This window comes from Actinomadura sp. WMMA1423 (assembly GCF_006547145.1).
Lineage (GTDB): Bacteria > Actinomycetota > Actinomycetes > Streptosporangiales > Streptosporangiaceae > Spirillospora.
This window is the reverse complement of sequence record NZ_CP041244.1, coordinates 5,996,258-6,021,545: the sequence shown is the minus strand read 5'-3', so window position 1 is coordinate 6,021,545 and position 25,288 is coordinate 5,996,258. Positions and strand designations below refer to the sequence as shown.

The 25,288-nt window shown below is 72.9% G+C and carries 25 protein-coding genes; 4 read left to right on the top strand and 21 right to left on the bottom strand.

Translation table 11 applies throughout. The features are described from left to right. Position 1: 1 nt before the first annotated feature. The 6 genes from FKD65_RS27910 to FKD65_RS27885 all read right to left on the bottom strand — a co-directional run bounded on the left by FKD65_RS27910 (position 2) and on the right by FKD65_RS27885 (position 4,545). Entirely contained in the window at positions 2 to 547 is a 546-nt protein-coding gene (locus FKD65_RS27910; RefSeq protein ID WP_141580371.1) for an NADH-quinone oxidoreductase subunit B family protein, read from the bottom strand. A 1-nt stretch (position 548) separates the two neighbouring features. Continuing rightward, positions 549 to 908, bottom strand: a complete 360-nt coding sequence (locus FKD65_RS27905; RefSeq protein WP_141580369.1) for an NADH-quinone oxidoreductase subunit A — start codon at positions 906 to 908, stop codon at positions 549 to 551. A gap of 157 nt (positions 909 to 1,065) precedes the next feature. After that, complete coding sequence (locus FKD65_RS27900) at positions 1,066 to 2,322, bottom strand: geranylgeranyl reductase family protein (protein WP_141580367.1); 1,257 nt, start codon at positions 2,320 to 2,322, stop codon at positions 1,066 to 1,068. 136 nt (positions 2,323 to 2,458) lie between these two features. Further along, entirely contained in the window at positions 2,459 to 3,172 is a 714-nt protein-coding gene (locus FKD65_RS27895) for a demethylmenaquinone methyltransferase (protein WP_141580365.1), read from the bottom strand. Positions 3,173 to 3,260: 88 nt separating this feature from the next. Then, positions 3,261 to 3,518 (bottom strand): DUF4229 domain-containing protein, encoded by a 258-nt coding sequence (locus FKD65_RS27890; protein ID WP_141580362.1) that lies wholly within the window; start codon positions 3,516 to 3,518, stop codon positions 3,261 to 3,263. Positions 3,519 to 3,564: 46 nt separating this feature from the next. Continuing rightward, positions 3,565 to 4,545 carry a threonine/serine dehydratase gene (locus tag FKD65_RS27885; protein ID WP_141580360.1) on the bottom strand — a complete coding sequence of 327 codons (981 nt, stop codon included), beginning with the start codon at positions 4,543 to 4,545 and terminating at the stop codon, positions 3,565 to 3,567. Positions 4,546 to 4,781: 236 nt separating this feature from the next. Here FKD65_RS27885 and FKD65_RS27880 point away from each other — a divergent pair, with 236 nt between their 5' ends. Beyond that, entirely contained in the window at positions 4,782 to 4,985 is a 204-nt protein-coding gene (locus FKD65_RS27880) for a BldC family transcriptional regulator (protein WP_141580358.1), read from the top strand. A gap of 258 nt (positions 4,986 to 5,243) precedes the next feature. On the opposite strand, the gene FKD65_RS27875 is transcribed toward FKD65_RS27880, so the two are convergent. From FKD65_RS27875 to FKD65_RS27840, 8 genes are all read right to left on the bottom strand, one after another. After that, positions 5,244 to 5,513 carry a hypothetical protein gene (locus FKD65_RS27875; protein WP_141580356.1) on the bottom strand — a complete coding sequence of 90 codons (270 nt, stop codon included), beginning with the start codon at positions 5,511 to 5,513 and terminating at the stop codon, positions 5,244 to 5,246. 49 nt (positions 5,514 to 5,562) lie between these two features. Further along, complete coding sequence (locus tag FKD65_RS27870; protein ID WP_141580354.1) at positions 5,563 to 6,537, bottom strand: hypothetical protein; 975 nt, start codon at positions 6,535 to 6,537, stop codon at positions 5,563 to 5,565. Between the two features lie 137 nt (positions 6,538 to 6,674). After that, positions 6,675 to 7,694, bottom strand: a complete 1,020-nt coding sequence (gene ccsB / locus FKD65_RS27865) for a c-type cytochrome biogenesis protein CcsB (RefSeq protein WP_141580352.1) — start codon at positions 7,692 to 7,694, stop codon at positions 6,675 to 6,677. A gap of 4 nt (positions 7,695 to 7,698) precedes the next feature. Further along, entirely contained in the window at positions 7,699 to 9,441 is a 1,743-nt protein-coding gene (locus FKD65_RS27860) for a cytochrome c biogenesis protein ResB (protein ID WP_141580350.1), read from the bottom strand. Position 9,442: 1 nt separating this feature from the next. Continuing rightward, positions 9,443 to 10,186, bottom strand: a complete 744-nt coding sequence (locus FKD65_RS27855) for a cytochrome c biogenesis CcdA family protein (RefSeq protein ID WP_141580348.1) — start codon at positions 10,184 to 10,186, stop codon at positions 9,443 to 9,445. Beyond that, entirely contained in the window at positions 10,183 to 10,785 is a 603-nt protein-coding gene (locus FKD65_RS27850) for a TlpA disulfide reductase family protein (protein WP_240809638.1), read from the bottom strand. The genes FKD65_RS27855 and FKD65_RS27850 overlap by 4 nt, the downstream gene beginning before the upstream one ends. Positions 10,786 to 10,932: 147 nt before the next feature. Beyond that, entirely contained in the window at positions 10,933 to 11,571 is a 639-nt protein-coding gene (locus FKD65_RS27845) for a histidine phosphatase family protein (RefSeq protein WP_141580346.1), read from the bottom strand. After that, positions 11,568 to 12,560, bottom strand: coding sequence for a LysR family transcriptional regulator (locus FKD65_RS27840; protein WP_141580344.1), 993 nt, complete (start codon positions 12,558 to 12,560; stop codon positions 11,568 to 11,570). The genes FKD65_RS27845 and FKD65_RS27840 overlap by 4 nt, the downstream gene beginning before the upstream one ends. Positions 12,561 to 12,632: 72 nt before the next feature. Here FKD65_RS27840 and FKD65_RS27835 point away from each other — a divergent pair, with 72 nt between their 5' ends. Together FKD65_RS27835 and FKD65_RS27830 are read left to right on the top strand one after the other, a co-directional pair. Beyond that, entirely contained in the window at positions 12,633 to 13,658 is a 1,026-nt protein-coding gene (locus FKD65_RS27835) for an EamA family transporter (protein WP_141580342.1), read from the top strand. Positions 13,659 to 13,663: 5 nt separating this feature from the next. After that, positions 13,664 to 14,536 (top strand): dihydrodipicolinate synthase family protein, encoded by an 873-nt coding sequence (locus tag FKD65_RS27830; RefSeq protein WP_141580340.1) that lies wholly within the window; start codon positions 13,664 to 13,666, stop codon positions 14,534 to 14,536. Here the strand turns inward: FKD65_RS27830 and hemL are convergent. Beyond that, entirely contained in the window at positions 14,533 to 15,831 is a 1,299-nt protein-coding gene (gene hemL, locus FKD65_RS27825; RefSeq protein WP_141580338.1) for a glutamate-1-semialdehyde 2,1-aminomutase, read from the bottom strand. The two genes, FKD65_RS27830 and hemL, sit on opposite strands and share 4 nt — an antisense overlap. A gap of 87 nt (positions 15,832 to 15,918) precedes the next feature. On the opposite strand from hemL, the gene FKD65_RS27820 reads away from it, so the two are divergent. After that, on the top strand, positions 15,919 to 17,625 hold the full coding sequence (locus tag FKD65_RS27820; RefSeq protein WP_168221220.1) for a serine/threonine-protein kinase: 1,707 nt from the start codon (positions 15,919 to 15,921) through the stop codon (positions 17,623 to 17,625). 444 nt (positions 17,626 to 18,069) lie between these two features. Here the strand turns inward: FKD65_RS27820 and FKD65_RS27815 are convergent, their stop codons facing one another. From FKD65_RS27815 to FKD65_RS27790, 6 genes are all read right to left on the bottom strand, one after another. Beyond that, complete coding sequence (locus tag FKD65_RS27815) at positions 18,070 to 18,714, bottom strand: bifunctional DNA primase/polymerase (protein ID WP_141580333.1); 645 nt, start codon at positions 18,712 to 18,714, stop codon at positions 18,070 to 18,072. Between the two features lie 320 nt (positions 18,715 to 19,034). Further along, on the bottom strand, positions 19,035 to 20,018 hold the full coding sequence (gene hemB, locus FKD65_RS27810) for a porphobilinogen synthase (RefSeq protein ID WP_141580331.1): 984 nt from the start codon (positions 20,016 to 20,018) through the stop codon (positions 19,035 to 19,037). Between the two features lie 30 nt (positions 20,019 to 20,048). Continuing rightward, the gene (locus FKD65_RS27805; protein ID WP_302931619.1) at positions 20,049 to 21,578 is read right to left on the bottom strand and encodes a uroporphyrinogen-III synthase; all 1,530 of its coding nucleotides are present in this window, start codon (positions 21,576 to 21,578) and stop codon (positions 20,049 to 20,051) included. A gap of 131 nt (positions 21,579 to 21,709) precedes the next feature. Then, on the bottom strand, positions 21,710 to 22,630 hold the full coding sequence (gene hemC / locus FKD65_RS27800; protein ID WP_141580329.1) for a hydroxymethylbilane synthase: 921 nt from the start codon (positions 22,628 to 22,630) through the stop codon (positions 21,710 to 21,712). Beyond that, entirely contained in the window at positions 22,627 to 24,228 is a 1,602-nt protein-coding gene (locus tag FKD65_RS27795; protein ID WP_368367136.1) for a glutamyl-tRNA reductase, read from the bottom strand. Before FKD65_RS27795 ends, hemC begins: the two co-directional genes overlap by 4 nt. A 148-nt stretch (positions 24,229 to 24,376) precedes the next feature. After that, entirely contained in the window at positions 24,377 to 25,117 is a 741-nt protein-coding gene (locus tag FKD65_RS27790; protein ID WP_141580327.1) for a redox-sensing transcriptional repressor Rex, read from the bottom strand. Positions 25,118 to 25,288: the final 171 nt, after the last annotated feature.

Sequence of the window (25,288 nt, the reverse complement as noted above, 5' to 3'; positions counted from 1 at the left end):
GTCACGCTCCCTGTCCGAGCAGCGGGAGCCGCCGGCGCTTGGCCTCTTCGAGCTCGGCGATCTGCTTCTGGCGCTGCGGCCCGAGCTTGGTGTTCTGGATCTTGTCGTGCAGCTTCAGGATCGCGTCCAGCAGCATCTCGGGCCGCGGCGGGCAGCCGGGCAGGTAGATGTCCACCGGGACGATGTGGTCCACGCCCTGCACGACCGCGTAGTTGTTGAACATGCCGCCGGACGAGGCGCACACGCCCATCGCGATGACCCACTTCGGCTCGGTCATCTGGTCGTAGATCTGCCGCAGCACCGGCGCCATCTTCTGGCTCACCCGGCCCGCGACGATCATCAGGTCGGCCTGCCGCGGCGTCGCCGAGGCGCGCTCCATCCCCCACCGGGAGAAGTCGTGCCGGGGGTCGCCGGCGGCCATCATCTCGATGGCGCAGCACGCGAGGCCGAACGTCGCCGGCCAGACCGAGGAACTGCGCGCCCACCCCGCCGCCTGCTCGACCGTGCTCAGCAGGAATCCGCTGGGGAGTTTCTCCTCTAGACCCATGTCAGTCCCACTCCAGACCGCCGCGGCGCCAGATGTAGGCGTACGCGACGAGGACGGTGACGATGAAAAGGACCATCTCGACAAGGCCGAAGAGCCCCATCCGGTCGAACGCGACCGCCCAGGGGTAAAGGAAGATGATCTCAATGTCGAAGACGATGAACAGCATCGCCGTCAGGTAGTACTTGATCGGGAAGCGCCCGCCGCCGACCGGCTGCGGGGTCGGCTCGATGCCGCACTCGTAGGCGTCCAACCGGGCGCGGTTCCAGCGCTTGGGACCCGTGAGCGCGGCCATCGCCACCGAGCCGGCGGCGAAGGCGAAGGCGAGGACCCCAAGCACGATGATCGGAATATAGAGATCCATATCTCTACAGCCTCTCCTCGGGACGTACGACGTTGTACGGGACGGGCCGCCTGCGACCCGCCACCCTAGCCAAGGTGATCAATAGCGCTCCCCTCAGGGGGTCGGGTACTGCACTTTAGTCCGCTCACCTGCGGAAGCATGAATTCCACGCGCGCTCTCATGCCGTCGGCGCCACCTTCTGCATCGCGTTGATGACACGGTCCATCGCGTCGCCGCCCTTGGGGTCGGTGAGGTTCGCGAGGAGCTTCAGCGTGAAGCGCATCAGCGTCGGGTGCGGCAGGCCGTGCGAGGTCAGGAACTTCATGACCCGCGGGTCGCCGATCGCCTGGACGAACACGCGGGCGAGGGTGAAGTAGCCGCCGTGCTCGTCCTTCAGGATGCGCGGGTACTCGTACAGGGTCCGCTCGCGCTGCGCGGGGGTGCGGCGGGCGAGCGCCTGCACCATGATGTCGGCGGCCAGCCGGCCGGACTCCAGGGCGTAGTCGATGCCCTCGCCGTTGAACGGGTTGATCATGCCGCCGGCGTCGCCGACGAGCAGCATCCCGCGGGTGTAGTGCGGCTGCCGGTTGAAGCCCATCGGCAGCGCCGCGCCGCGGATCTTGGAGGTCGCGTGCTCCTCGTCGAACTGCCAGTCCTCGGGCATCTGCGCGCACCAGCTCTTGAGCATGCCGCGGTAGTCGACGCTCTGGAACGCCTTGCTCGTGTTGAGCAGGCCGAGGCCGACGTTGGAGGTGCCGTCGCCGACGCCGAACACCCAGCCGTAGCCGGGCAGGAGGCGCTGGCCGTCCCACAGCTCCAGCCACGCCTCCATGAAGTCGTCGTCGTGGCGCGGGGTCTGGAAGTAGCGGCGGACCGCGACGCCCATCGGGCGGTCCTCGCGCCGCCGCAGCCCCATGGCGAGCGACAGCCGGGTCGAGTTGCCGTCGGCGGCGACGACCAGGGGCGCGTGGAACTCCACCTGCTCGCCCTCGTAGTCGGCGGTGACGCCGGTGATGCGGTCGGTGCGCTCGTCGACGATCGGGCCGGTCACGTTGCAGCCCTGCAGCAGCTGCGCGCCGGCCTTCGCGGCGTGCTCGGCGAGGAGCTGGTCGAGGTCGGTGCGCTTGCGGACGAGCCCGAAGTCGGGGAAGGACGCGAGCTCCGGCCAGGGCAGCTCGACCTTCACTCCACCGCCGTAGATGCGCAGGCCCCTGTTGCGCCCCCAGCCGGGGTCGTTGATGTCGACGCCCATGCCGATGAGGGCGCGGACGGCCCGCGGGGTGAGGCCGTCGCCGCAGATCTTGTCGCGCGGGAAGGTGGCCTTCTCCAGCAGGAAGACGTTCAGGCCGGCCTGCGCGAGCCAATAGGCGGTCGACGATCCGGCGGGGCCCGCCCCGACGACGATGACATCCGCGTGTCGGGTGGAGTCGGTCACGATGGTCCTCTTCGCTCGTTCGCTTGTGAAGTACTTCACAAGGATCCGGTGGGGAGTCTATTCCTTTATCACGACTGGTGGGTACTTCTGGGCCGGTCCAAGTCTGGACCGGTCCCACGCCACCGGCCGCCGCACGTCAGGACGGCTTGACGGCAGGGTTCACCGCGTGGTGCAGCGCGACCACGCCGAAGGTGAGGTCGCGCCAGCGCACCCCGTCCCAGCCCGCGTCCTGGATGAGCCGCGCCAGCCCCGCCTGGTCGGGCCAGGCGAGCGTCGACTCGGCGAGGTAGTGGTAGGAGTCGGGATTCGAGCTGACCCGCGCCAGCAGCGGCAGGCCGTAGCGCAGGTGCGCCTTGTGGCCGAGCGCCAGGACCGCGTTCGGGGGGTGGCTCACCTCGCAGATCAGCAGCCGCCCGCCGGGCTTGGCGACCCGGCGGAGTTCGCGCAGCGCGCGCCCGGTGTCGGCGACGTTGCGGAGCCCGAAGGAGATCGTGACGGCGTCGAAGGAGCCGTCCGCGAAGGGCAGCCGCAGCGCGTCGCCGGCCACGAAGCGCAGGCCCGCGACGCCGGCCTGGCGGCGCACCCCGACGCGCAGCATGCCGAGCGAGAAGTCGCACGCGACGGTGTCGGCCCCGGCCTCGGCGAACGGCACCGACGAGGTGCCCGTCCCCGCCGCGAGGTCGAGGATCCGCTCGCCCGGCCGCGCCTCCAGCGCCCGCACGACCTCCCGCCGCCACCGCCGGTCCTGGCCGGCGGTCATCAGCGTGTTCATCAGGTCGTACCGCTCGGCGGTGCCGTCGAACATCGCCGCGACGTCGGCGGGCTGCTTGTCGAGTGAAGCGCGGGTCATGAATCCACCCTAGGCCGCACAAGCCCCTGAACGAGGGGCCGGGGGTCGGTTCCGCCCACCCGCCACGGGGGAGGCGGAGGAGGCGCGATCAGTCCGCGCGCGGGCTCGGCGCGTCCTCCTTGGCGACCGACCGCTCGAACCTCTCGCGCTGCGAGCGCACGCCCCCGGCGACGGCCGCGGACATCCGGTCGCGCTGCGCGGACAGCAGGACGTAGCTGACGATCCCGCTGATCAGCAGGGACAGCAGCAGGAGCAGGAACCCGCGGGCCCCGAAGAGCGCGAGCACGCCCGCGGTGACCGCGAAGATCGCGGCCCTGGCGAGGGTGTAGAGGATGACGGAACGCATGGCCCTTCGAGGTTATCCCCGGCCCGCACCGATCTCTCCGCGGGGTCTAGCTCAGCACGTCCAGGAAGAGGGCCGGGTCCACGTTGCCGCCCGAGAGGATCGAGACGTAGGTGCGGCCCTCGGGAAGCTCCGCGCGGCGGTACAGGTAGGCGGCGGTGGCGACGGCGCCCGCCGGCTCGGCGACGAGGCGGGCCTCGCGGGCGAGGCGGCGCATCGCCTGCCGGATCTCGTCCTCGGTGACCGTGACGACGGCGTCCACGTGGGCCCGCATGTGCGCGTACGGCAGGTCGCCGACCCGCTGGACGCGCAGCGCGTCGGCGATGGTGCGGCCCGTCTCCTCCGCCGGCCACTCGACGGGACGTCCCGCCACCATCGAGGCGCGGGCGTCGGCGGCGAGCTCCGGCTCGACTCCGACCACCTTCGCCTCCGGGCGCAGCGCCTTGACCGCGGCCGACACCCCCGCGATCAGGCCGCCGCCGCTGACCGGGACCAGCACGACGTCCACGTCCGGGCGGTCCTGGACGATCTCCAGCCCGGCGGTGCCCTGCCCGGCGATGACCCGGGCGTCGTCGTAGGGCGGGATCAGCGAGAAGCCGTGGGCGGCGGCGAGCTTGTCCGCGGTCTCGGCGCGGGCCTGGGAGGTCGGCTCGACGTGGACGACCTCGGCGCCGAGCGCGACGCACGCGTCGACCTTCACCGCGGGTGCGGTGTGCGGCATGACGAGGACGGCCTTGGTCCCGAGGGCGCGCGCGGCGTAGGCGACGGCCTGCGCGTGGTTGCCGCTGGAGTGCGTGACGACTCCGCGCTCGCGCTCCCGCGGGTCGAGGGAGGAGATGGCGGAGTAGGCGCCGCGCAGCTTGAACGCGCCGATCGGCTGCAGCGACTCGGCCTTCACCAGCAGCGCGGGCGCACCGGAGGCGGACGGGGCGGGGTCGCGGCGGAACGGGACGAGCGGGGTCCGGACGGCGACCCCCGCGATGCGCTCGGCGGCCCGCTCGATCTCCGGCAGCGTAACGAGATCGGACATGCCCGGGAGACTACTTCTCCCGGGCCGCCGAGGGGGGTTGGCGGCGTGACATGGCAGGTCAGCGGGGGTCAGGGTGATCACAGTGACCCATGCCGGAATCACCGTGCGTCATCGCTCCAGTTCACCGGACTACGGTCGGTGATCTTTTCCGAAAACAAGGGAGAAATCGGTCTTGACCCGCCACACTGTTAAACAGTCCACCCGCGCCGAAGGCGGGACAAAGGGGGAGAGAAAACGTGGAAAGCACGAGCGAGCGCCTGCTGACTCCAGGAGAGGTCGCCGCCCTCTTCCGGGTCGACCCGAAGACGGTCACCCGGTGGGCCGCCGCGGGCCGGATCAGCAGCATCCGCACTCCGGGGGGCCACCGGCGCTTCCGCGAGTCCGAGGTGCACGCGCTGCTGCGCGGCGAGGAGCCCGTCGCCGAGCATTCGGCCCACTGACGCGGTCCCGCCTCCCGGACCCGCGGTCCTGAACCGCCCGGACCGCCCGCCGAAGCAGTCCTTGGCCGAAGGCAGTCCTCGCCGGGCGGCCGGGGCGCCCGCCGCCCCGCTCCCGCTCATCTCCCAGTGCTCACTTTCCGGTCCCACAGCTCACTTTCCGGGCTCGCTCCCCGGCGCTCCAAGACCGCGTTCGCGGCGCCCGCTCCTCGCGGCTCGGCCTTTCGGCGGTTCGCCTTTCGGCGGCCCGGCCTTCGGGGCTCACTCTTCGGGGCCGCCCGCCTTCCACTCCTCGAACCGGCGGAGCAGGTCGGCGTCCTCGTCCTGCCAGCGGCGCCGCCGTTCCGCCAGCTCCTCCTCGGTGAGCGACTCCTCCAGCAGCCGGTCGTAGTCGGGGTCGTCCGGACCGATCTCGATGTAGGCGTCGGCGATGATCCGTCCCTCGCCCGCCTGCGCCCCGGACTCGCCGCCGTCGGTGACAACGCTGTGGGGGACCCGGAGCGTGCCGTCGGGAAGCCGGATCACGTACATCGTCGATCACCTTCGCCGTCTGTCGTCGGGCGGCCTGACATCTCGCGTCCTAGATCCCGTACTTGCGGTTGAAGAAGAGCATGACCTCGAGTGCCGTGCGGATGTTGCCGGCGAGCATATCGACCAGCGCGGGCCGCTGCCGGGAAGAGATCGCGGCGAACGCGTCGGCGAAGAACTCGCGGCGGCCGAGGGCGTTCGGCTGCTTGTGGAACGCGCTCGCCAGGTAGGGCAGGCACTCCTCGTACAGCTGCCGGAAGGCGGGGCTGTCGGACGTCCACTCGCCGTCGTCGCCGTCGATGTCGTCGAGCGCGTGCCCGACCTCGTGCAGCATCACGTCCGGCGTCGGGGACGGCCGGTCCCCCACGACGATCTTCCGGTCGCCGTACGCGCCGGCGCAGATGTCCCAGGTGGCGCGGCCCGAGGGCAGCGGCCGGTCGCGCAGGTGGCCCATGTCGTCGAGCTGGGGGACGCCGCCCGGGCCGACGTAGATGCCGTCGAGGCCGTTCGCCAGCTTCTCCTTCAGCGCGTCCGGCAGCGACGCCAGGCTGTCGACGGCGCCGATCACCTCGGGAGGCGGCGGCCCCTGCCGGGCGTCCCACTGCCGGTGCAGGACGTCCTCCAGCACGCCGCAGTCGCGGCGCCCGTCGGCGGCGTGCGGCATGCCGGGCGGGTGGGGCTCCACCCGCGGCCGGTCGTCGTCCAGCTCGAAGTCGCTCCAGGAGTAGTCGCCCGACCGCGGCCTGCCGTGCCCGCGCCGCCCGAGCCGGCCGGTCATCCCGAGCCGGCCGCCCGCGGTGTCGACCGGGCCGGCCTCCGAACGCTCGGGACCGAGCGCGTAGTCGTCGTCGCGGCCCGCCTTGCGGAACCGGCCGAACCGGTCGCGCGGCTGGTTGCTGCGCGGCCTGACCTGCCCCGAGTCGGGCGGGGACGGCGAGTAGGCGACCTCGTCGCGGGCCGCCTCCGCGCGGAACCGTCCGCCGCGGAACGTCTCCCGGGGCTTGCGGTGCACGCCTTTGAAGCGCATCGGGCTCCTCTGTCAGCGGGACCCGCGGGGGTATCGGGCGGCGCGCGCCGCCCGACCGGGCTCCCGAAGGAAGGGTAAGCCGGAAGCCGACTCCCCGTCATCCCGGGGAGTCACGGGACCGCGGCGCTCCGCCGCCGTCAGGCGTAGGAGTGCAGGCCGGAGAACATGTAGTTCACGCCGAAGAAGTTGAACAGGAGCGCGGCGAAGGCGACCAGCGAGAGGATCGCGGCCTTGCGCCCCTTCCAGCCGGCGGTGGCGCGGGCGTGCAGGTAGGCGGCGTAGATGATCCAGGTGACGAAGGACCAGATCTCCTTGGGGTCCCAGCCCCAGTAGCGGCCCCACGCCTGGTCGGCCCAGATGGCGCCCATGATGATCGCGGCCGTCCAGATCGGGAAGGCGAACATCGTGACCCGCATCGAGAGCCGGTCGAGGGACTCCACCGAGGGGAGGCGCGACAGCACGCCGCCCGCCGCGACCCCGCCGCGCGACTCCGCCCGCTCCTTCACCAGGTACAGGACGGTCGCGGCGCCCGCCACCGTGAACGCGCCGGTCGCGATGATCGCGGCGGTCACGTGGATGGCGATCCAGTAGGAGTTCAGCGCCGGGCTGACCGGGCCCACCGAGTCGTACAGCCAGATGTTGGCGACGCCGAGCGCGATCACCGCGGCGGCCATGACGAACGCGCCGAGGAAGCGCGCCCGGTAGCGGAACATGACGACCATGAACGCGGTGACGGCCGCGAAGGCGATGGCGGTGAGGAACTCGTACATGTTCCCCCACGGCCACCGGTTCGCGGCGAGCCCGCGGGTGACGAGGACGCCGAGGTGCGCGCCCCAGCCGAGCACGTTCAGCAGGACGGCGAGCTTGATCCAGTCGACCTGGGGCCGCTCGGCACCGTCGCCGGCGTCCGCGCCGCCCTCCGCCGCGACCTCGCCGGACCCGGCGCCGGCGGCGGCGGTCCCGGCCTCGGCGCCGGCGGCGCCCACCAGCACCTTCGCCTCGGCCTTCGAGGTGCTCTCCGCCGAGCCGGCGGCGTGCACCGCGCGGCGGCGGCCGAAGCCCATGTCGGCGGCGTAGGCGACCAGCGCGATGATGTACATCACCACGGTGGTCAGCATGAGCTTGTCGCTCAGGTTCGCGAGGTCGGCGTGGCTCACCTCGTCACTCCTTCGGTTCGGTCGCCGCACCCGAGGGGCCGTCGGCGGCGGGGTCGGTCTCGCCGGGCTCGGAAGCGGGCCCGTCCTGCGGACCGCGCAGCGCGGTCACGATTTCGTCGAACTCCGAGGTCGGGTTCCCCAGCGTGAGACCGCCGACCTCCACAACCGTACGCCCGCCCTCTCCGGCGCTCGCACGGACCCACACCCTGCGCCTGCGGACCATGAACGAGGTCGCGACGCCGAGCACCGCGAGGACGGCGGCGATCAGCGCGGGGATGCGGCCCGGGTCGCGGTTGACCGACAGGCTCGTCCACTCCTTGAGGCCGTCGAAGGTGACGGTGCCGGCGCCGTCCGGCAGCTTGAAGCTCTCCCCCGGCTCCAGCAGCTTCTGGCCGCCCTTGACCGGCTGGAGCGTCCTGCCGACGCCCTCCAGCTTGTAGACCGACTGGGGGCTGCCGGAGTCCAGGCCGAGGTCGCCCTTGAACGCGGTGATCGTGACGACCGGGCGGATCGGGGCGGGGAACGCCGAGACGATCTGCTTGCCGTCCTCGCTCGCCACCGCGGTCGGCCACAGGATGGCGTAGAAGGCGAGCTGGTCGGGCTCGGCGTCGGGGACCTTGATGACGCCCTCGGACGTGAGGTTCCGCGGCTCCATCTCCAGGAACGGGACCGAGTCCTGGAAGGCGACGTTCCCCTTGGCGTCCCGGACGGTGAACACCGGCGCGTACCCGTGGCCGAGCAGGTACACCTTGGCGCCGCCGACCTTGAGCGGATGGTTGATCTGCAGGTCGTAGGGCTTGCTGCGGGCGTCCGGGCTCGACCGGTAGTGGATCTTCGCGTTGAACGACGTCGCCTGGCCGCGCTTGTCACCCTCCGCCTCGTACTCGGCCCTGAAGTCGTCCAGCGTGATCGTGAACGGGGCCAGCTCGCCGCCGCTGAACGCGCGTCCGGGCTGGAACTGGTCGTAGAGGCCGAGCGAGTTGGCGAACGTCTTGCCCTCGGTCAGCAGGATGTTGCCCCGGTAGCCGAAGAGGTTGCCGAGGCCGAGCGCGAACAGCAGGGCCAGCAGCGCGAGATGGAAGAGCAGGTTGCCCGTCTCGCCGAGGTAGCCCTTCTCGGCGGACGCGGCGCCGCCGGAGACGTCCACGCGGAAGCGGCGCCCGCGCAGCGCCGTGCGGGCCTCGGCGAGGACCTCCTCCGGGGAGGCGTCGGTCTCGTACACCGCCGACTGCGGCAGCCGCGCCAGGTTGCGGGGGGCCGCGGGCGGGCGGGCCCGCATCGACCTGTAGTGCTTGACGGCGCGCGGGATGACGCAGCCGGCGAGCGAGACGAACAGCAGGATGTAGATGGCCGCGAACCACGGGGCCGCGAACACGTCGAACATCGAGAACCTGTCGAGCCAGGGCCCGAGCGTCTCGTGCTCGTCCAGGTACGCGGCGACCTTCTCCGGCGCCTGGCCCCGCTGCGGCAGGATCGAGCCCGGCACCGCGCCGAGCGCCACCAGGAACAGCAGGATCAGCGCGGTCCGCATCGTGGTGAGCTGCCGCCAGCCCCACCGCAGCCACCCGAGCGGCCCGATGCCGGAGGGCCGCGGCACCTCCTGCGGCGCCTGCCGCGCGGCGGGCGCGGCGGTGCCGGTCTCCTCGGTGCCGGTCTCCTCGGTGCCGGTCTCCTCGGTGCCGGTCTCCTCGGTGCCGGTCTCCTCGGCGCGGCCGGTGCCGGCGTGGTCGGTGTTGGTGTCAGTCATCTCAAATCACCGGTTCGAAGCCGCTGATCCACGACCTCAGCTCGATCGTCAGGTCACCCCACAGGCCGCTCACGAGCAGCACCCCGATGAGGACGAGCATCCCCCCGCCGATCCGCATGACCAGGGGGTAGTGGCGCTTCACGGCGCCGAACGCGCCGAGTGCCCTACGGTAGGCGATCGCGGTGGCCACGAACGGCAGGCCGAGCCCCGCGCAGTACGCCAGCGACAGCAGCGCGCCGCGCCAGGCGCTGGCCTCGGTGATCGCGAGGCCCTGCACCGCGCCGAGCGTCGGGCCGATGCACGGCGTCCAGCCCAGCCCGAACAGGACGCCGAGGAGCGGCGCCCCGGCGAGCCCGGCGGCCGGCAGGCGCCCCGACTTCACCGTCCGCTGCAGGCCCGGGACGAACCCCATGAACGCCAGGCCGAAGACGATCGTGATGACGCCGAGGACGCGGGTGATCGTGTCCTGGTACTCCAGCAGCCACCGGCCGAGCCCGCCGAAGACCGCGCCGTAGCTGACGAAGACGACGCTGAACCCGGCGACGAACAGCAGGACCCCGGCGAGGAGCCGTCCCCGCCGCTGCTCGGCGAGGTCGGCGCCGGTCATGCCCGTCACGTACGACAGGTAGCCCGGCACCAGCGGCAGGACGCACGGCGAGGCGAACGAGACGAGCCCGGCGAGGGCCGCCAGCGGCGCCGCCGCCACGAGCGACCCGCTCACGACCGTCTCGTCCAGGGAGCTCACTTCTCCGCGAGGACCTTGCCGACCAGGGGATTCAGCTTGGTGTAGGTCGTCGCGCCGATGATGCGGGCGGCGACGCGGCCCTGCCGGTCCAGGACGAGCGTGCTCGGGATCGCGCTCGGCGGGACGTCCCGGAACGCCAGCGTCACGCGGCCGTCGGCGTCGAAGAGGCTGGGGTAGGTGACCTTGAACTTGCGCTCGAACGCCTGCGCGTTGGGCTTGGCGTCCTTGAAGTTGACGCCGAGGAACTCCGCGCCCTGCGCCTTCTTCTCGTCGTAGACCTGCTGGAGGGACGGCGCCTCGCCGCGGCAGGGCGCGCACCACGACGCCCAGAAGTTGACCACGACGACCTTGCCCTTGAGGTCCGCCAGCTTGAACGCCTTGCCGTCGAGCTGCTCACCGCCGACGTTCGACAGGCCCTTGCGGTCGGCCGGCTTGTACTCGGTCACGTTGCCGTTGCCGGAGATGAAGCGGTTGTCACCGCCGTCCGGCCCGCCGTCGGCCGCGCCGGTGCCGGCGCAGCCGGCGAGCAGCGCGCAGAGCGCGGCGGCGGCCCCCGCCCGGAAGGGGGCGCGGGAAGGCGAGATGCGGCGGGGGTTCACGTGCCCCTCCTCGGTACTACAGGGCTTCAGTACAAGGCGTTCACGACCGGCGTTCAGCGCGAGGCGCCCGCTTCGGGACGTCCGGCGCGAACGCTCGGCACAGGGTGTTGAGTACTACAAGATGTAGTACACAACTTAGCGGTGCGGTCAGGCACCCGCGACACTGGGGCCCTTCGCGATCCCGGCCGCGGGCTCGCAGTAGGAGACCTCCACCAGCCGGCTGCCCTCGAACACCAGGCTCGTGAGGCTGGCCAGCGAGCACTCCCGCCGGGCCGGGTGGTGCCACAGCCTGCGGCGCTCGGCGTGCAGCCGCAGGATCCAGATCGGCAGCTGGTGGCTGACGCAGACGGCCTCGTGGCCGCGCGCCGCGTCCCGGGCCCTGATGACGGCGGCGCGCATCCGGGCGGCGAGCATCTTGTACGGCTCGCCCCAGGACGGCCGGAACGGGTTGACGAGGTGGCGCCAGTGCTCTGGGCGGCGCAGCGAGCCGGTGCCGATCCCGAACGTGAGCCCCTCGAAGTGGTTGCCGGCCTCGATCAGGCGGTCGTCCACCGTGACGGGCAGGCCGAACGCGTCGGCGAGCGGAGCGGCCGTCTCCAGCGCCCGCTGCATCGGCGAGGAGAACAGCGCGGTGACGTCCCGGTCGCCGAACCACCGGGCGGCGGCCTTCGCCATGAGGACGCCGTCCTCGCTGAGGCGGTAGCCGGGCAGCCGCCCGTAGAGGATTCCCTCGGGGTTGTGCACCTCGCCGTGCCGCAGGAGGTGAACGATCGTGGTCTCAGTCATGGCGTCGCCAGATTACCCGCGCCGCCCGCCCGCGCCGTCGCCGCCTCCTCCCCGCGACCGGCGGACGGGACGGCGGACAGGACGTCGGACGGGACGTCGGGCACGGCGGCGCGCAGGGCGTTCACGGCGGCGCGGATCGCGGGGCGGCGGGCGGCCTCCTCGCGCCAGACGGCGTAGACGCGGCGCGACATCGGGGCCGACAGCGGGACGATCGCGACGCCGGGCGGGACGTCGCAGCGGCCGAGGCGGGGCAGGATGGCGTTGCCGAGCCCCCCGGCGACCAGGGAGAGCTGGGTGGCGAACTCGTAGGCCATATGGTCGATCTTGGGCTCGCTGTCGATGGCGCGCAGCGTGCGCAGCAGCCAGTCGCAGCAGATGCTGTCGGGCGAGGAACTGATCCAGGTGTCCCCGGCGAGCTCTTTGAGGTCGACCGTGTCGCGGCCGGCCAGATCGTGGTCCTCCGGCATCGCCACGTCGGCGACGTCCTCGCAGATGACGCCCTTGTGCAGGCCCTCGGGGAGCGGGAGCGGCTCGTTGTTCCAGTCCTGGACCACCGCCATGTCGAAGTCGCCGCGCAGGACGAGCGGCATGCTGCGCATGGGGTCCTCCTCGCGGAGCAGGACGCGCAGCTCGGGGTGGTCGGCGCGTAGGGCCTGCAGCGCGGCGGGCATCAGCCCGCGGATCGCGGTGGGGAACGCGGCCACGGTGAGCTGACCGACGACCGAGCCTCGGTGCGCCTCCAGGTCGGCCTGCGCCTGCTCGACGAGCGAGAGGATCCGCTCGGCGTGCGCGACGAGCAGCTCGGCGGCGTCGGTGAGGCGGACGCCGCGGCCGTTGCGTTCGAGGAGCTTCTGCCCCGTCTCGCGCTCCAGCTTGGCGAGCTGCTGGGACACCGCCGACGTGGTGACGTGCAGGACGTCCGCGGCGGCGCTGACCGAACCGTAGGTCGCCACCGAGTGCAGAGCGCGCAGGCGTTCCAGATCAAGCATGAAGCAATACTAAAACGAGGTGTCAAGAAGTTCTCGCTTGTCCTAAAGCGAGTGTTTCCTCACGATCGAGGCATGAAATCGCGCCACGTCCTGCTGGCCACCCTGATCGCCGCCCTCTGGGGCTTCAACTTCGTGCCCATCAAGGTGGCCCTGGACGACCTCCCGCCGCTGCTCATGGCCGCGCTGCGGTTCACCGCCGCGGCGGTGCCCGCGGTCTTCCTCGTCCGCCGCCCGCCGGTCGCCGCCCGCTGGTTCGTCCTGGTCGGCGTCCCGCTCGGCGTGGGGCAGTTCGGCCTGCTCTTCCTCGGCATGAGCATGGGCATGCCCGCCGGTCTGGCCTCGGTCGTGCTCCAGGTGCAGGCGATCTTCACGGCGCTGTTCGCGGGCCTGCTGCTGGGCGAGCGCGTCGGCCGCCGCCAGGTCGCCGGGATGGTCGTCGCGTTCGCCGGCGTCACGCTGCTCGGCTTCGCGCAGGGGGAGGGCGGAAGCCCGGTGGGGGCGTTCCTGGTCTGCCTCGGCGGCGCGGCCGCCTGGGGTCTGGCGAACGTCGCGATGCGGGGGATGAACCAGTCCACCGGGGAGCCGGTCGACGCGTTCGCGTTCATGGTGTGGATGTCGCTCGTCCCGCCGCTCCCCCTGCTCGCCCTCTCGCTGATCTTCGAGGGGCCGGGGGCCGTGCCGGAGGCGGCGCGCGACCTCTCGCTCGCCGGGGTCGCCTCGATGGCGTTCATCGCCTACGTCGCCACGCTGTTCTGCTTCGGCGGATGGGCGTGGCTGATCCGCCGGTACGAGGCCGGCACGGTCGCCATGTACTCGCTGCTCGTCCCGCCGTTCGGGCTCGTCTCGGCGGCGCTGCTGCTGGGCGAGCACGTGAACGCGACGCGGCTGGGCGGGGCCGCTCTGATCATCGCGGGGGTCGCGGTCGGCAGCGTCCGGTTCCGCGGCCGCGGGGTGCCCGTCCCGCCCGCGCCGGCCGTGGCGGCCGCACCGCCCCCACCGGTCGAACCCGCCGCGCCGATCGAACAGTCCACGCCGGTCGAACCGGCCGCGCCGTCGGCGTCCCCCGCTCCGGCCGCCCGGCCGGCCCGAACGAGGTGAGATCCATGCACGGAATCCACGCGTCGCTCGTCACGCCGTTCACCCGCTCCGGCGAGGTGGACGCCAAGTCCCTCGAACGCCTCGCCCGCCACTGCCTGGAGAACGGCGCGGACGGGCTGGTCGCGCTCGGCACCACCGGCGAGGCCGCCCTGCTGAGCGCCGCCGAGCAGCGGACGGTGCTGGAGGTGTGCCGCGCCGTCTCGATCGAGCACGGGACGCCCCTGACGGTGGGCGCCGGCACGATCGGCACCGAGGACTCGATCCGGCAGGCCCGCGAGCGCGCTCCCCTGGCCGACGCGCTGCTCGTCGTCGTCCCGTACTACCTGCGGCCGTCGGACGAGGGCGTCATCGACCACTTCGCCGCCGTCGGCGCCGCCGTGGACGTCCCGCTGATCCCCTACAACGTGCCGTACCGGACGGCCAAGCCGCTGTCGGCCGACGCGCTCCTGGCGATCCTCGCGCTCGACTGCGTCGTCGGGATGAAGCACTGCGCGGGCGCGATCGACCAGGACACCCTCGCCGTGCTGGCCGCCAACCCCGGCAAGGCGATCCTTTCCGGGGACGACGCCTACATCTACCCCATGCTCCAACTCGGTGCGGCGGGCGGCGTCGCCGCGTGCGCCTGCCTCGCCCCGGCCGCCTACGCGGCCATGGCGCGGGCCACGCGGGAGGGGAACGCCGCGCGGGCGCTGACCTTCCACAACGCCCTGCTTCCCATGGCGGAGGCGCTGTTCTGCGAGCCGTCCCCGGCCGTCCTCAAGGCGTGCCTCGCCGACGAGGGGGTGATCGACGACCCCGCGGTGCGCGCTCCCCTGCACGCACCGCGCCCCGAATCGGTCGTCGCCGCCCTGAGGGCGTTCCGCGCCCTGCCGTTCTAGGACGGCGTCGCCTGGGCGGCGGCGCGGGCGGCGTGCGGTAGGGCCTCGAGGACGCGCTCCAGCGCCTCCTCGTCGTGCGCTGCCGACAGGAACCACACCTCGTACGCCGAAGGCGGCAGGTACACGCCGTGCTCCAGCGCGGCGTGGAAGAAGGCCGCGTAGGGCTTGGGGTCCTGCCGCTGGGCGGCGGCGAAGTCGCCCACCGCGCCGTCGGTGAAGAAGATCGAGAAGAGGTTGCCCGCGTTCTGCAGCGTGTGCGGGACGCCCTCGCGCTCCAGCGCCTCGGACGCGGCCTTGGACACGATCTCGGCCGAGCGGTCGATCGCGGCGTAGACCTCGTCGGTGGCGTGCCGGAGGGTGGCGAGCCCGGCGGCGGTGGCCAGCGGGTTCCCCGACAGGGTGCCGGCCTGGTAGACGGGCCCGGCGGGGGCGAGGTGGTCCATGACGTCGGCGCGCCCGCCGAACGCGGCGGCGGGCAGCCCGCCGCCCATCACCTTGCCGAACGTCACCAGGTCGCCGGGCACGCCCTCGATCCCGAACCACCCGGAGCGCGACGCGCGGAACCCGGTGAGGACCTCGTCGATCACCAGGAGCGCGCCGTACCGCTCGCACAGCCGCTTCAGCAGCGCGTTGAACCCGGTCAGCGGCGGGACCACGCCCATGTTGCACGGCACGGCCTCGGTGATGACGCAGGCGAGGTCGTTGCCGTGGTCGTGGAAGGCCGTCTCCACGGCCGCGACGTCGTTGTAGGGGAGGATCAGCGTGTCGGCCGTTGTGGCGCCGGTCACGCCCGGCGTGTCGGGGAGCCCGAACGTGGCGACGCCGGAGCCCGCCGCGGCGAGCAGCGAGTCCACGTGCCCGTGGTAGCAGCCCGCGAACTTCATGATCTTGGTGCGCCCGGTGAACCCGCGGGCCAGCCGGATCGCCGACATCGTCGCCTCGGTCCCCGAGTTGACCAGCCGGACCTTCGCCGCCGGGGTGCGGGACACGATCTCCTCGGCGAGCTCCACCTCGCCCTCGGTCGGCGCGCCGTAGGACGTGCCGCGCCCGGCGGCGTCCCGCACCGCGTCGACGACGGCCGGGTGCGCGTGCCCGAGGATCATCGGACCCCACGAACACACCAGATCGACATAGGTATTGCCGTCAGCGTCGGTAAGGTACGGACCACGCCCGGACGCCATGAAACGGGGCGTTCCGCCAACGGCGCCGAAGGCGCGGACCGGGGAGTTGACGCCGCCGGGGACAACGGCGGCGGAACGGTCGAACAACTGCCGGGAGCGATCGATGTCAGTCACGGTTGCAGTCTCTCAGTTGCAGTTCGGCGACTTGCCTTGACCCGGCGGCGTATGGGCCGATATTCCACCAAGTACGACATCGGAGGGATGGCTTTCACCGTGGTCAACGGCTGGACGGTCCCGGGCTTCACCCACGAACGCGAACTGGGCGGCGGAGCCTCGGGCCGGGTGGTGCTGGCGGTCGACGACATGACCGGCACGCGGGTCGCGATCAAATACCTCGACCCGGCGCTCGGCGCCGACGAGGCGTTTCTCGCGCGCTTCCGCGTGGCGGCACGGGACCTGTCCCAGCTGGAGGACCCGAACGTGGTCGACTTCTACGACTTCGTGGAGACCGCCGACGGCGCCGCCATCGTGACGCAGTACGTCGAGGGCGTGAGCCTGCGGCGCATGGTCGCCGCGCAGGGCCCGAGCGGCCCCCTCGCGGCGCTGTCGATGCTGGGCGGGACGCTCCTCGGCCTCGCCGTCGCGCACGAGCAGGGCGTCGTCCACGGCTCGATGCGTCCGGCGAACATCCTGGTCGACGGCGAGGGCAACGCCCGGCTCACCGACTTCGCGACGGCGGCCGCGGGCACCGAGGCGCAGCTCGCCCCGCAGTACGCCGCGCCCGAGCTGTGGGACGGCGCGCCCGCCACGGTCGCCACCGACCTGTACGCCGCCACCGCGATCTTCTACGAGTGCCTCACCGGACGGCCCCCGTACGCGGGCCGCAACATGGCGCGGCAGCACCGCGAGGCGCCGATCCCCGCCGACGAGGTGCCGGGCCCGCTGCGCGACCTGATCCACCAGGGGCTGGCCAAGGAGCCGGAGGAGCGCCCGAAGTCGGCCGCCGACTTCCTCGGCGCGCTGGAGGACGCCGCCGTCTCCGCCTACGGGCCGTCCTGGGAGGCGCAGGGCCGCGGCCGCCTCACCGAGCTCGCCGGGCAGGCGGCCCAGCAGCCCGAACCGCCGAAGCCGAAGCCGTCCCGCAGCAGCGGCCGCACCCCGGTCGTCACCGGAAAGCAGGGCGGCGGAAAGTCCCGGACGCGCTGGGTGGTCGCAGCCGTCGCCGTCGCGGCGGTCGTCGCCGCCGGGGCCGGCGCGGCGGTCATGCTCAAGGGCGGCACGTCGCTGGGCGGCGACAAGCAGCCGCCCGAGCCGACGCCCGCGCAGAGCAGCAGCCCGCAGCCGACGCTGCCGGTCGGCGGCGTCGACCCCGCGCCGCTCGTCGCCCGCATCGACCAGGCCGTCGCCAAGACCCCCGGCGCCGCGTTCAGCTACCGCCAGACCGGCTGCTGCGCCTTCCCGGCCAGCGGTCAGGGGACGATCGGGACGGTCCAGGGCGGAACGCCGTCCTACACGCTCACGCTGGCGGGGACCGGCGCGGCCCGCAAGCCCGTACGGGCCGTCATCGTGCAGGACCGGCTGTACGTCCGCGCGGGCAAGAAGTGGCGGCAGTCGGCGCTCGGCGGGCGCGGCTACCCGGCCGTCGCCGACCAGGTCCGCCAGGGCGGCTCGGTCGCGAACCTGACGGCGCTGCTGCGCTCGGCGACCAAGCTCAGCAAGTCTGGAGCGATCTACGAGGGCGAGGCGCCCGCGGCGAAGCTGGCGCAGGACCCCGGAGTCGGCCCCCTGTACACGCAGATGTCGCGGGCGACGGGCGCGCAGCAGATCGCGTTCGCCATCAAGCTCGACGCCGGTTTCCGCCCCGTGAAGTTCTGGGTGCGCGCCGGCCCCGAGAAGGGCCGCAACCAGATGCAGCGCGGCTCCTACAGCGCCTGGGCCCGCAAGCCCGCCATCCAGCCCCCCCACTAACCCACCCGACCGCACTCGACTCGGCCGCACCCCCGGTCAACCCCGCTCCAGCCGACCGCACCCGGGTCGTACGCGCCCGGTCGGCCGTGGTCCGGTCGGCCGTGGTCCGGTCGGCCGTGGTCCGGTCGGCCACGCCCCAGTCGACCGCGCCCCGGGTCGGCCGCGCCCGGGGCGTTCGCGCCCGGGGCGTTCGCGCTCTCCCGTCGTTGGCGCATCGAGCGGTGCGGCCAGGGGTCCCTGCCTCGAAGAGACCTCGGCCACGCACGCGAACGCGTGACCTGCCCGGTGGAGCGAAGCCGGAGGCGAGCGGAACCGGGCAGATCGCGAAGCGATGCCGCGTTCGCCCAGGCCCGGTCACGCAGCGAGCCCCAAGGCGAGCGAAGTGGGCCGGGACTGTTGAAAACACAGCCCCAAGGCGAGCGAAGTGGGCCGGGACTGAGAAAACTACCTGCCTTCACAGGCGTCTGAGAGGACCTCCAGGAGGCGCAGCGGGTCGGGGAGGGGGTCGCGGGACGGGGGGCGCAGCCAGGCCGCCTCGCGCCCGTACGGCAGGACGGACGGCGGCGCGACGACGTAGCTGTCGCGGCAGTGCCACCGCATCCCCGGGGTCTCGTCGACGTTCTCCGGGGAGCAGTCCAGCTGGCAGGACCACCACTCGTCCTCGTCGACGGGGGCGCCGCGCGTGGCGACGAAGAACAGGTGCCGGTCGCCCCCGAACGACGCGACCGGACCGACGGGGAGGTTCTCCCGTGCGATCCGGTCGAGGGCGATGGTCCCGGCCGCGGCCGGTACGTCGAACACGTCGAACACCCGGCCCGTCGGCAGGATGATGTTGGCCTGGGGCCGCTCGTCCCACCATCGTTTGATCGTGCCGGCGTCTACGCTGGCCTGGTGCGCCCAGGCGGCCGACACCGGATGCGCGCCCGGGTCGGGGCAGCCGAGCCGGTCGCACGAGCACGCCCGGTCGCCGCCGGACGGGGGGTGGGCTCCGGGAAAGCAGGGCCAGCCCAGATCGGCGTACTCCCGTGCCGCCGCGGCCATCCGGTCGCGCGCCGCCCGCTGCCTTCTGCTCCCCGAGACCGCCAGCATCTCCGCCCCCCAAATACCCAAGGTCGCACGTGGGTTCCTGGTCAACGATGATGCCCGCCGGGGTGAACGCCGGGCACGGCAACCCCGGGAAACGACCCTAAGTGACTAGAGAGCGGAGGGACCGGCGGGACAAGGGGGCTAGAGGGGTCGTCGCGAAGTGGCCTCAGCCCCGCGCGCGAACGCGTGACCTGCCCGGTGGAGCGAAGCCGAAGGCGAGCGGAACCGGGCAGATCGCGAAGCGATGCCGCGTTCGCCCAGGCACGGTCACGCAGCGAGCCCCAAGGCGAGCGAAGTGGGCCGGGACTGAATAAACACGGCGTCTAGGCCAGCCGGCGGGCGACCTCGGTGGCCCAGTAGGTGAGGGCTATGTCGGCCCCGGCGCGGCGGATCGACAGCAGCGACTCCATGATCGTGCGCTCCCGGTCGATCCAGCCCTTCTCGGCGGCGGCCTCGATCATCGCGTACTCGCCGCTCACCTGGTAGGCGACCACGGGCACGTCGACGGCGTCGCGGACGCGGCGCACGATGTCGAGGTAGGCGCCGGCGGGCTTGACCATGACCATGTCGGCGCCCTCGTCGAGGTCGAGGAAGACCTCGCGGAGCGACTCGTCGGCGTTGGCCGGGTCCTGCTGGTGCGTGGACCGGTCGCCGAACCGGGGGGCGCACTCGGCGGCGTCCCGGAACGGGCCGTAGTAGGCGGAGGCGTACTTCACCGAGTACCCCAGGATCGCGGTCTCGGAGTACCCGGCGCCGTCGAGGGCCTGGCGGATCGCGCCGACCTGGCCGTCCATCATCCCGGAGGGGCCGACGACCGCCGCGCCCGCCTCGGCCTGGGCCAGGGCGATGGAGGCGTACCGCTCCAGCGTGGCGTCGTTGTCGATCTCGCCGGACTCGGTGAGGATGCCGCAGTGCCCGTGGTCGGTGTACTCGTCCAGGCACAGGTCGGTCATGATCACGGTCGCGTCGCCGAGGTCGGACGCCAGGTCGCGCAGCGCGAGCTGGACGATGCCGTCCGGGTCGTCGGCGGCCGAGCCGGTGCCGTCCTTCTCGGCGGGGATGCCGAACAGGATGAGGCCGCCGACGCCGGCCTCGGCCGCCTCGTGCGCGGCCTTGCGCAGGCTGTCGCGGGTGTGCTGGAACACGCCCGGCATGGACGCGACCGGCTGCGGCTCGGAGATGCCCTCCTTGACGAACACCGGCAGAACGAGGTCGGCGGGGCTGAGCCGGGTCTCGGCGACGAGCCTGCGGAGCGCGGGCGTGCGCCGCAGCCGCCGCGGGCGTGCGACGGGGAACTGTGCAGACATGATTCCTCGGTTGTGTGTCCGGGTGCGGGTCTACTTCCGGCGCCGGGCGCCCCGGCGCATCTGGCTGGGCTTGCGGAGGGGGTCCCCCGCCTCGATCTGGGCCGCCCTGCGCGTGGCACCGTACTCCGCGAGCGCCTCCGCGAGGGCCGACACCGACGGCTTCTCGGCCATGACGTCGACCCGCAGGCCGTACTCCTCGGCAGTCTTGGCCGTCTGCGGCCCGATCACCGCGATCACGGTGACGTTGTGGGGCTTGCCCGCGATGCCGATCAGGTTCTTCACCGTGGAGGACGAGGTGAACAGCACGGCGTCGAACCCGCCGCCCTTGATCGCCTCGCGGATCGGCGCGGGCGGCGGCGCGGCCCGGACCGTCCGGTAGGCGGTCACGTCCTCGCACTCCCAGCCGAGTTCGGTCAGCCGGGCGATGAGCACGTCGGTGGCGATGTCGGCGCGCGGCAGCAGGACCCGGTTGATGGGGTCGAGGTCCTCGTCGTAGGGCGGCCACTCCCGCGCGAGGCCCTCGCCGGACTGCTCCCCGGACGGGGTCAGGTCGGGGACGACGCCGAACTCGACCAGCGCGGCGGCGGTCTGCTCCCCGACGGCGGCGACCTTCAGGCCGGCGAACGCGCGGGCGTCCAAGCCGTAGTCGGTGAACTTCTCCCGGATCGCCTTCACGGCGTTGGTGGAGGTGAACACCACCCACTCGTACCGGCCGGTGACGAGGCCCTTCACGGCCCGGTCCATCTGCTGCGGGGTGCGCGGCGGCTCGACCGAGATCGTCGGGACCTCGTCCGGGACGGCCCCGTACCCGCGGAGCTGGTCCGACAGCGACGCCGCCTGCTCCTTGGTGCGCGGCACGAGGACCCGCCAGCCGAACAGCGGCTTGGTCTCGAACCAGGACAGCCTGTCGCGCCAGTTCACCACGTCGCCGACGACGATCAGGGCGGGCGCGTCCATGCCCTTGGTGTCGGCGGCGAGCCTGGCGAGCGTCGAGACGACGGTCTCCTGCTCGGTGGTGGTGCCGAGGCTGGTCATCGCGGCCGGGGTGGTGTCGGGCCGTCCCGCCGCCACCAGGCCCTTGGCCACCTCGGCTACCGCGCCCTCCGCGCCGAGGACGACCAGGGTGGTGTCCGGGGCGGCGAACCGCTCCCAGTCGACGCCGCCCTCGGAGGCGTCGACGACGCGGATCTCGCGGTTCGCGGCGTCGGTCAGCGGGATGCCCGCGTAGCCGGGCACGGCGGTCACGGAGGAGACGCCGGGCACCACCTCGAACGGGACCCCGGCCTTGGCCAGCGCACCGCCCTCGGCGGCGTAGTTGCAGGCCACCCCGGGATCGCCGCGGAACAGCCGGACGACCCTGCGGCCCGCCTTGGCGGCCCGCGCGGCGAGCTTCACCGGGTCGCCGTCGGCCGTGTCGAGGATCTCGGCGTCCGGGCGGCAGTGGGTCAGGATCTCGGCCGGGCAGTGGGCCCGGCTCACGATGACGGTGTCGGCGCGTTCCAGCTCGGCGGCGGCGCGCAGGGTCAGCAGGCCGGGGTCGCCCGGGCCCATGCCGACGATCGCGACCGTCCCCGGACCGGACGTCCGGTGCGGCGCGGCCGGTGCGGAGGCCGTGCCCCCGGCCGTGCTGCTCTTGCCCGTGCCGGTCTTGGACGTGCTGCTCTTGGACGTGGTGCTCTTCGCGGCGGGGCTCACTCGCGCTCCCCCATCAACTGGTCGGCCCCCTGCGCGAGAAGCCGGGCCGCGAGGTCGCGTCCGAGCCGCTCGGCGTCATCCGGGTGGCCGCTTGCGGACAGCCGCACCTGCCTGCCGCCGTCGTACGCCGCGACGGTCGCCGTCAGATGCAGCCTTTCATCTACTTCGGCAGCGTATGTTCCCACGGGCGCCGAGCAACCCGCCTCCAGCACGGCCAGCACCGTCCGCTCGGCGGTGACGGTGCGCCGGGTCGCGGGGTCGTCGACCGTTCCAAGCAGGGCCCGGAGGTCGTCGCGGTCGGCGCGGCATTCGAGCGCGAGCGCGCCCTGCCCGGGGGCGGGGAGCATCTGGTCGGGGTCGAAGACCTCGCCGACCGCGTCCAGCCGGCCGATCCGCTTGAGGCCCGCGTACGCCAGCACCACCGCGTCGAGCTCGCCGTCGGTGACCTTGCGGAGCCGGGTGTCGGCGTTGCCGCGGATCGGGACGATCTCCAGGTCCGGGCGGAGCGCGCGCAGCTGCGCGACCCGGCGCGGCGAACCCGTGCCGATCCGCGCGCCGCGCGGCAGGTCGGCGAGTTTGGAGGGCCCGCACAGAGCGTCGCGGGGGTCGTCGCGGACCGGGGTGGCCGCGAGGACGATCCCGGGCGTCTCGGCCGTCGGCAGGTCCTTCAGCGAGTGCACCGCGAAGTCCACCTCGCCGGACAGCACCTTGTCGCGCAGGGCGTTGACGAACACGCCCGTCCCACCGATCTGGGCGAGCAGGGCCTTGGACACATCACCTTGCGTCGTTACCCCGACCAGCTCGACGGCATGCCCCGTGAGCTCGGACAACGTGTCGGCGACGCCCTGCGACTGGGTCGTGGCCATCAGGCTCTTGCGGGTGCCCAGCCGAAGCGGGCCCCTGCTCCCCGTACTCACGTCTCGTCTCCTTCGTGCGCCGGGACGGCGTCCCGGGCGCTGACCGCCCGTACGCTCGCGGCCTGCGCGTTCACCGTCTCGACGTTCACACCGTCCGACATCGCGTCGGACACCGCATCGGTCACCGCGTCCGACACCGCGTCCCGGCCCGGCGCGGAGCCGGGGCTGACGCAGTCGGCGTCGGCGCACTCCTGGTCCGGCTGCCGGACGCCGGCCTCGCGGACGGCCGCGCCGCGGACGGGCGACTCGGGCACGGCCGGTCCGGGGACCGCCGCGTCGAGGGCGTCGGGTTCGCGGATGTCGGCGCGGGCCACCGCCTCAGGGGCCTTCGGGTCCAGGTCGAACAGCTCGCGCAGCGCGTCGGCGTAGGAGTCGCCGCCCGGCGCCGCCGCCAGCTCCTTGACCCGGACGGTCGGCGCGTGGAGCAGCTTGTCCACCACGCGCCGCACGGTCTGCTCGATCTCCCGGCGGGCCCGGACGTCCATCTCGGGCACCCGCCCGCTCAGCCGGGCCAGCTCGGCCTCCACGACCTCGGCGGCCTTGCTGCGCAGCGCGACGACGGTCGGCGCCACGGCGGCGGCGCGGGCGGCGCTGAGGAACGCCTCGACCTCGGTGCACACGATCCGCCGCGCGGCCTCGACCGCCTCCGGGCCGATGGCCTCCGCGGCCTCCTGCGCGGTACGCAGGTCGTCGAGACCGGCCAGCTCGACGCCCGGCAGGTCGCGGACGTCGCGGTCCACGTCGTGGGGCAGCGCCAGGTCGAGGAGGAACCGGCGCCGTCCGTCGGCGCCGGCCCCCTGGGCCGCGAGCTGCTCGGCGGTGATCACCAGGCCGGTGGCGCCGGTGCACGACACCACGAGGTCGGCCTCGGCGAGGGCGGCGTCCAGGTCCGCCAGGTCGATCGCGCGGGAGGGGACCTCCAGCGACTCCGCTAGGCGCCGCGCCCGCGCGGGGGTCCGGTTGGCGACCACGACCTCGCGCGCTCCGGCACGGCTCAGCGTGGCCGCGGCCAGCGAGCTCATCGAACCGGCGCCGACCACCAGCGCGCGGACGCCGCTCAGCGGGCCGAGGTGCCGGACGGCGACGTCCAGGCCCACGCTGACCAGCGACGCGCCGGCCTTGTCGATGCCGGTCTCGTGGTGGGCGCGCTTGCCCACCCGCAGCGACTGCTGCAGGACGTCGTGCAGGTCACGGCCGAGCGTGCCCTCCTCCTGGGCCAGCCGGAACGCCTGCCGGATCTGCCCGAGGATCTGCCCCTCGCCGACGACCATCGACTCCAGCCCGCACGCCACCGCGAACGCGTGCTGGACGGCGCGCTCCTCGTAGTGGACGTACAGGTGCCGCGACAGGTCGTCCATCGGGACGCCCGAGTGCAGGGCCAGCAGCTCCGAGACCGCCGAGACGCCGCCGTGGAACTTGTCCACGACCGCGTAGATCTCGACCCGGTTGCAGGTCGAGACGATGGCGGCCTCGGCGACGTTCGCGGACGCGTGCACGGCGTGCAGCAGCTTGAGGAGATCGTCACCGGCCACCGCCGCCCGCTCCAGCACCGCCACGGGCGCGCTTCGGTGGCTGAGGCCCACGACCAGAATGCTCATTTCCCGTCTCCAGGGTCTTCCGCGTCTCCGCCCACCCGCGCCGTGCGAGCTCCTGGTGAGGAGGCGCCTGCCGGCGCCCCTTGCTCCGCTTCACTCCTGACTGCCGCCGGCGGGGGGACGACCCTCCACGCCCCCGGGTTCGACCCCCTCATGCTTCCACCGTTTCCACGTATTGCGCAGCGCCGGGTGTGGACTCGGCGGCCGCCAGCGGCGCGAAGCCGTCGGGACCGCCGGCCTTGCGCTGCTCGTGGAACGCGAGGATCTGCAGCTCAATGGACAGGTCGACCTTGCGCACGTCCACCCCGTCGGGTACCGACAGCACCACCGGGGCGAAGTTCAGAACGCTCGTCACGCCGGCGGCCACGACGCGGTCGCACACCCCCTGGGCGGCGCCGGCCGGGGTCGCGATCACGGCGATGGACACCCCGTGCCCGGCGATCATGTCCTCCAGGCCGTCGATGTGCTGCACCGTCATGCCGGAGATCTCCTGTCCGACGATGGACTCGTCGGCGTCCAGCAGGCCCGCCACGCGGAAGCCGCGGGAGGCGAAACCGCCGTAGCCGGCCAGGGCGCGGCCGAGGTTGCCGACCCCGATGATCGCGACGACCCAGTCCTGGGTGAGGCCGAGCTCGCGGGAGATCTGGTAGACGAGGTACTCCACCTCGTAGCCGACGCCGCGGGTCCCGTAGGAGCCGAGGTGGGACAGGTCCTTGCGGAGCTTGGCCGAGTTGACGCCGGCCGCGGCCGCGAGCTCCTCGGAGGAGACGGTGGCGACGCCGCGATCCTGGAGTCCGGTGAGGGCCCGCAGGTAGACCGGGAGCCGCGCCACGGTGGCTTCGGGGATGCCGCGGCCCGCGCGGTCGCGGTGGCGGTTCTGTCGAGGTGTCACGGCCTGCTCTTCGGCTCGACGGTGTGTCCCCCAGGCTAAGCCCTTGTGAATACGCGCACAAAGTCGCCCCCCGGCTCCGCGGACGGCGCCCGGTCCGACCAACATCTCCGAAAAGCCACCCATCAGGGACTTCTCAGCATAAGGCCGAGATGATAGAGATCGCCGGGATGT